6 protein-coding genes are annotated in these 6,090 nt (G+C 47.1%); 5 read left to right on the top strand and 1 reads right to left on the bottom strand.

What is annotated here, in order from left to right; genetic code table 11:
• Positions 1 to 127 precede the first annotated feature (127 nt).
• From ACOSVP_RS12540 to ACOSVP_RS12530, 3 genes are all read left to right on the top strand, one after another.
• Complete coding sequence (locus ACOSVP_RS12540; RefSeq protein WP_487347851.1) at positions 128 to 583, top strand: F0F1 ATP synthase subunit epsilon; 456 nt, start codon at positions 128 to 130, stop codon at positions 581 to 583.
• A gap of 76 nt (positions 584 to 659) precedes the next feature.
• On the top strand, positions 660 to 2,597 hold the full coding sequence (locus tag ACOSVP_RS12535; protein ID WP_487347850.1) for a propionyl-CoA synthetase: 1,938 nt from the start codon (positions 660 to 662) through the stop codon (positions 2,595 to 2,597).
• Positions 2,598 to 2,617: 20 nt separating this feature from the next.
• Entirely contained in the window at positions 2,618 to 3,691 is a 1,074-nt protein-coding gene (locus ACOSVP_RS12530; RefSeq protein WP_487347849.1) for an SIR2 family protein, read from the top strand.
• 9 nt (positions 3,692 to 3,700) lie between these two features.
• Here the strand turns inward: ACOSVP_RS12530 and ACOSVP_RS12525 are convergent, their stop codons facing one another.
• A complete protein-coding gene (locus ACOSVP_RS12525; RefSeq protein WP_487347848.1) occupies positions 3,701 to 4,441 on the bottom strand; it encodes a TrmB family transcriptional regulator in 741 nt (246 codons plus the stop codon).
• 240 nt (positions 4,442 to 4,681) lie between these two features.
• On the opposite strand from ACOSVP_RS12525, the gene tcdA reads away from it, so the two are divergent.
• Together tcdA and ACOSVP_RS12515 are read left to right on the top strand one after the other, a co-directional pair.
• Positions 4,682 to 5,470 (top strand): tRNA cyclic N6-threonylcarbamoyladenosine(37) synthase TcdA, encoded by a 789-nt coding sequence (gene tcdA / locus ACOSVP_RS12520; protein WP_487347847.1) that lies wholly within the window; start codon positions 4,682 to 4,684, stop codon positions 5,468 to 5,470.
• Between the two features lie 25 nt (positions 5,471 to 5,495).
• Positions 5,496 to 6,080, top strand: coding sequence for a LysE family translocator (locus ACOSVP_RS12515; protein WP_487347846.1), 585 nt, complete (start codon positions 5,496 to 5,498; stop codon positions 6,078 to 6,080).
• The last annotated feature ends 10 nt before the right edge of the window (positions 6,081 to 6,090 follow it).

The raw sequence follows: 6,090 nt of genomic DNA, 5'->3' as shown, positions 1-6,090 counted from the left end.
CTAATGTATTTGATCTAAATCTGCTGGCATCCATATTGCTGGCACTTTATTGTTGTACATTGCACTAAAGCTGGAAGGCTTGATGCATTCAGTTAAACCTCTACCTAACCCAGAAAAGGGAGTTTTCATGAGCCACACCATTTTATGCGACATCGTCAGTGTTGAGCGCACGCTCTATTCCAACCCTGTGAAGTACGTTGTTGTGCAAGCGGAGCTAGGCGAAGTGGGTATTTATCCGGGTCATGCCCCCATGCTAACCGTACTCAGAGCGGGCAGTGCACGACTGGTGAAAGAAGATGGCTCGGAAGAAGTGATGTTTATCTCCGGTGGTTTTATGGAAGTTCAGCCACACAAGGTCATTTTATTGGCAGACTTCGCCGAACGTGCTGGTGAACTGGATATGGAAGAAGCTCTGGCTGCGAAACAACACGCCGAAGAACATTTGGGCAGCTCAAGTAATGATCTAGACCATACCCGTGCGTTGAAAGAGCTAAATGAAGCCACCGCACGTATTAAAGTAATTGAGCAAAGTCGTAAAAAAGGTCACTTTGTCGACAAAAAGCATAATTTATCTAAAAATTAGCCTTTAGTATTAGATTTTTTGGCTAATAATTGGTCTATATTTGGTTCTGACGTTTCAGATTGTCAACAATCTGGGTTTGGCAAAGAATAAACATAAAAGGTCTGCCTGCATGTCATATCAAATAGAGTACCAGCGCGCCTGCGCTGAGCCTGAGGCGTTTTGGCGTGAAAAAGCGCACGCATTAGAATGGTTCAAGTTCCCAAAAACCGTGTTATCGCAAGACGAACACGGCATGGATCGATGGTTTGCCGATGGTGAGCTGAATACTTGTTATCTGGCCTTAGATCACCATGTGGCCAATGGCCGCGCTGAGCAAGCGGCCTTAATCTACGATTCCCCCGTCACTGACACCAAGAAAACCTACACTTACCAAGCGCTGCTTGACGAAGTCTCTCTATTTGCCGGCGCCTTAAAACAGCAAGGGGTCGAGAAGGGCGACACCGTGGTTATCTATATGCCGATGATTCCGCAGGCCTTGATTGCTATGCTCGCGGTCGCGCGTCTGGGCGCGATTCATTCGGTGGTATTTGGTGGCTTTGCCGCACATGAGCTGGCGGTGCGCATCGATGATGCCAAACCGAAAGCCATTGTCACGGCTTCTTGTGGTATCGAAATCTGCCGAATTATTGCTTACAAACCGCTGCTCGATGAAGCTTTAAAACAGGCTGAGCACGCCCCCAATGCTTGTATTGTCTATCAACGAGAACAACTAGTCGCCGAGTTACAGTCAGGCCGAGACTTGGATTGGAACAGTGTCGTCGAACAAGCCGCTCCCGCCGACTGTACCCCAGTGAAAGGTACAGATCCGCTCTATATCCTCTATACCTCAGGTACCACTGGCAAACCCAAAGGTGTGGTACGTGATAACGGTGGTCATGCGGTGGCACTCAATTACTCCATGCAGGCGATTTACAACATGAGCCCAGGCGAAGTCTTCTGGGCGGCCTCGGATGTGGGTTGGGTGGTGGGGCACTCTTATATTGTTTACGGTCCACTGATTTATGGCTGCACTACGGTGATGTACGAAGGCAAGCCAATCATGACGCCGAACGCCGGTGAGTTCTGGCGTGTCTGTAAAGAGTACGATGTCAAAACCTTGTTTGCGGCACCTACGGCATTTCGTGCCATCCGCAAAGAAGATCCAAAGGCTGAGCTGCTGAACAAAGAAGATCTTGCTGGTTTGCGAGTGATCTTTATGGCCGGTGAACGCTTAGATCCGCCGACTTATGAGTGGACCAAGGCCGTTACGGGTAAATGTATTGTCGACCACTGGTGGCAAACCGAAACCGGCTGGGCCATCTGTGCCAATCCTATTGGTCTAGAAATGAAAATCGCCAAGCCAGGTTCTTCGACCGTGCCATCACCAGGTTTCCAAGTGCAGGTATTGGATGACCAAGGAGAACCTCTACCACCGATGGAGCAGGGCAGCATTGCGCTTAAACGCCCGCTGCCACCGAGCTGTTTGCCGACCATCTGGGGCGATATTGATCGCTTTAAATCTGGCTACTTAGAAGCCTACCCTGGTTACTACACTTCGGGGGATGGCGGTTATATCGATGAAGACGGTTACGTCTTTATTATGGGACGTACCGACGATGTGATTAACGTAGCGGGCCATCGCTTATCAACCGGTGAAATGGAAGAAGTGGTCGCCATGCACGATGCCGTCGCAGAATGCTGTGTGATTGGTATTAACGACGATCTTAAAGGGCAGTTGCCGTTAGGTTTGGTACTTTTGAAAAATGGCTACGAAGACCAAGCCGAGAGCGTGCAAGAGGAACTGATTGCCTTGGTTCGCCAAGAAATCGGTGCCTTGGCCTGCTTTAAGATCGCCATGGTGGTGCCACGCTTACCAAAAACCCGCTCCGGTAAGATCTTACGTAAGCTACTGCGTCAGATTGCCTCCGGCGAGGAATTCACCATCCCATCGACCATTGACGATCCCAACAGCATCTACGATATCCAAGAACTCATGGCCGAACGCGGCCTGATCGTCGAAAAGCTCGCTGGCTAGCGAGTACTGAGCAAGTCAACATGGCCCAGCTATGTTATTCCACGATTGCCCGAGTCTTTACTCGGGCTTTTTTATATAATCAGGAAATGATTCATGGAAGAGGCTTTGAGATGTCTGGGCGTAAAACGATAATTTTTGGCAATGGCTTAGGGATGGCTCTTGATAGCAAGTTCTACCTACTATCAAAGGCACTATCAGATACCTGGGGAGCAAGTGATGATAGTGACTTTTTTCCTGCTACACGTCTTAGTTCTGAGACTAAAAGATTAATTGAAACATGCCTCACAAAAAAAGGCTCTCCTGAAGGTGAAGGAGACTTAGATAAGCTTCAAACTTCAGTCTTCGCATGCAATTTTCTAGATAATTTGGGGCAGGACTTAAAGGATTCAAACCTTCATTGGTTGACAGATCACGGGAAAAATTTCCCTATGGTCATAAGACACTATGTCCATGATGTCGCATCAACTTTTCATGAGTCTCAGCATAAACTACCAAGTGAGTTTCTTGGGCCGCTAAGCGATTTTATTTCAAATACAAAGTCTCATATTGCTACATTAAATTATGACCCACTGCTTTATGACGCCTTATTAGGTAAAAACTTAGATGGTTACAGCAAAGATCTAATTGATGGCTTTTGGAGAAGTGGTTTTAAAGAGGATAATCTAAGGCGAATTAACAAAAGCAAACTGGGATACTATCTACATTTACATGGAACCCCTTTATACCACGAAAATGAGTCGGGAATTATAAAAAAGGGAAGTGGAACAAACGTTAAGTGTGGTAAACATATTGTGCTTACTCATGTTGCTCATAAACCATCGATAATTAGCTCCTCTAAAGTTCTAAAATCCTATTGGAAACATTTAGTTACCTGTATTTCAGAGTCTGATGAAGTGATTTTATTTGGTTACTCTGGGGAAGATGATCATCTCAATCAGCTTATCTCAGGTCGAACTAAGGATGTTCATATTATTGAGTGGAGGTCACCTGATTATGATGAAGATGCGAGATTTAAATTTTGGTCTGATGCTTTACAAGTTGACTGGCCAAGACTGACTCCGATGGAGTCAATCCTAGAATTCACAGACTGGTAGTTCTTGTATTTACAGCAATCGCCACAGAGTATCAAAGATGATCTGCTGGGCTTTGGCAATATCGTTTGATTCCAATACCACGGCAGAAGGAAAGTTATCTCGCGCCAGAGAAATAATGGCACACTTCGGTGGATAGATAGCGATGTAGCTGGCGTCGACACTGTCTTCGGTTTTGATCCACTTACGTTCTGATAGCTCCGCGTCTTCACCACCATCGCCCAGGGCGATAACCTTTACCTTAATGCCCAACTTGATACGCTGTTTGGTGTAGGTCGGAAACGGTCGGTACAAATAGGGGCGGATCGGCTTCGAGGAAAATACACAGTATTCTTTATGGTCTTGCTGAGACACCACGTTTAAAATATCACGCAATACCCATTCGATACCATCATCACCTTCATAGTAACGCACATCGGTGTGATGGAAGGTCGGCTGGGACTGTACCAAGCTTGGAATAATGGTGTGCTTCAGCGAGTCGATGGTTTTCTCGATATTTTGCTTACGCTCCTCAGCGAGGTTGAGCAAAATCTCTGGGTTCTCCGCCATAAAGAAACGGCGTTTACCTTTCGGGAAGTAACTCACCACCCCTTTGCTTTGCAGCTGCTTCAAGGATTCGTAGGCAGAGCCGCGGTTAATACCCGATTGTTCGGCGATATCACGAATCGAGGCTGGCCCTAATTTCAGCAGCGTTTGATACAAGGTGGCTTCGCGTTCGCTAAGGCCGAGTTGTTCTAAGACTTGATGCAGCATAAACCCTAATTAATCGTAAAAATGTAGACGTTGTCGAACGTGGCATGGTGCCGATGCTTCGATGCTAGCTTAGATGAAGTTGTGTCATAGCAAGTATTAAGCCCATGGATGGGCGATCCGACCGTCACGGACAGGGATGTCCGTCGGTACTGCTATGACACAACGTAATCGATTGTCAGCTAGATCAGACATAATAAAGCCATTCTGCCTTATCGACGAGATTCTGCAAGGAGTTCAAGAGTGAGTGATGATCAGCGTTTTGGCGGTATTAGTCGCCTTTACGGCCAAACAGCCTATGAGTTTTTCCAACAAGCCCACGTGTGCGTGATTGGTATTGGTGGTGTTGGCTCATGGTGTGCGGAAGCCTTAGCACGCTCGGGCGTCGGTCAGATCACCTTGATCGATATGGACGATGTTTGTGTCACCAATATCAACCGCCAGATCCACGCCCTAGACGGCACCATTGGTAAAGCCAAGGTGGATGCTATGGCGGAGCGAATTAAACTGATTAACCCAAACTGCCAAGTAAACTGCGTAGAAGACTTTATCACCACGGATAACGTGCCTGAGCTATTGGATCAGCCGTTTGATTACATCATTGATGCGATTGATAGTTTAAAGCCCAAAGCGGCGATGATTGCTTGGTGTAAGCGCAATAAGCGTAAGCTGATTACCGTCGGTGGCGCCGGTGGCCAGATTGACCCAACCAAAGTGCAGATCGCTGACTTGTCTCGTACCGAGCAAGACCCGCTGGCGGCTAAGCTTCGCAACTATCTACGTCGTCATTACAACTTCCCGCGCGATACTAAAAAACGCTTCGAAATTGAATGTGTGTACTCATTAGAGCAACTGAAATACCCACAGACAGACGGTACAGTGTGCGAAACTCGCGAGAAAGGGGATACAGAAACCAAGATGAACTGCGAAACCGGCTTTGGCTCCAGCACAGTGGTCACCGCCACCTTTGGTTTTGTCGCGGTAGGACGAGTGCTTGAGAAGCTAGCGCTAAAAGCCAATCAATCATCCTAATAAAGGCCCAAGAGGTGCGCGAAACATGGAAAGTCAGTTAGCCTTTTTGGCCGTTTGTTTGGCGTCTGCCGCTTCCCCTGGTCCTGGTGGTTTGGCGGTGGTCAGTAATAGCATTAATCATAATCTGCGTCGTACCTTGCCGGTGATCTTTGGTATTGCCACAGGGCTGATGCTGGCATCCTTGTTGGCCAATACTTGGTTGTTAGCAGTGATTCATTCCAGTGAAATGGCGTTTCAGGTAATGACCTGGCTGTGCAGTGGCTATATTGCCTATTTGGGGGCTAAAGCGCTGTATTACGCCAAAAGTGAGATGACCATCGCCGCGCAAGGCTATGGCTTTAAAAATGGTGTACTGATTTCACTGTTGAACCCGAAAACCTTGGTGTTTTTCGGTGCCTTATTTCCGATGTTTATTACCAACGAAGCGAACTTTATTCGTGATGCCATTGTACTGACGTTGGAGCTGGTGCTGATTACCTTAGTGATTCATATTTTGGTGTCGTCTGCGATCGACAAGGTATCCCATATCCTGAAAAACCATTTAGTCGCGATTAACCGCATCACCGGCGTGATGTTTATTGCTTTAGGGATCAGCGGTTTTATTTTCTAACAAAGCAGAG

The organism is Marinomonas sp. HM11-D, from assembly GCF_057626615.1.
The sequence above is the reverse complement of the archived record's forward strand: the minus strand, read 5'-3'. Positions and strand labels throughout refer to the sequence as shown.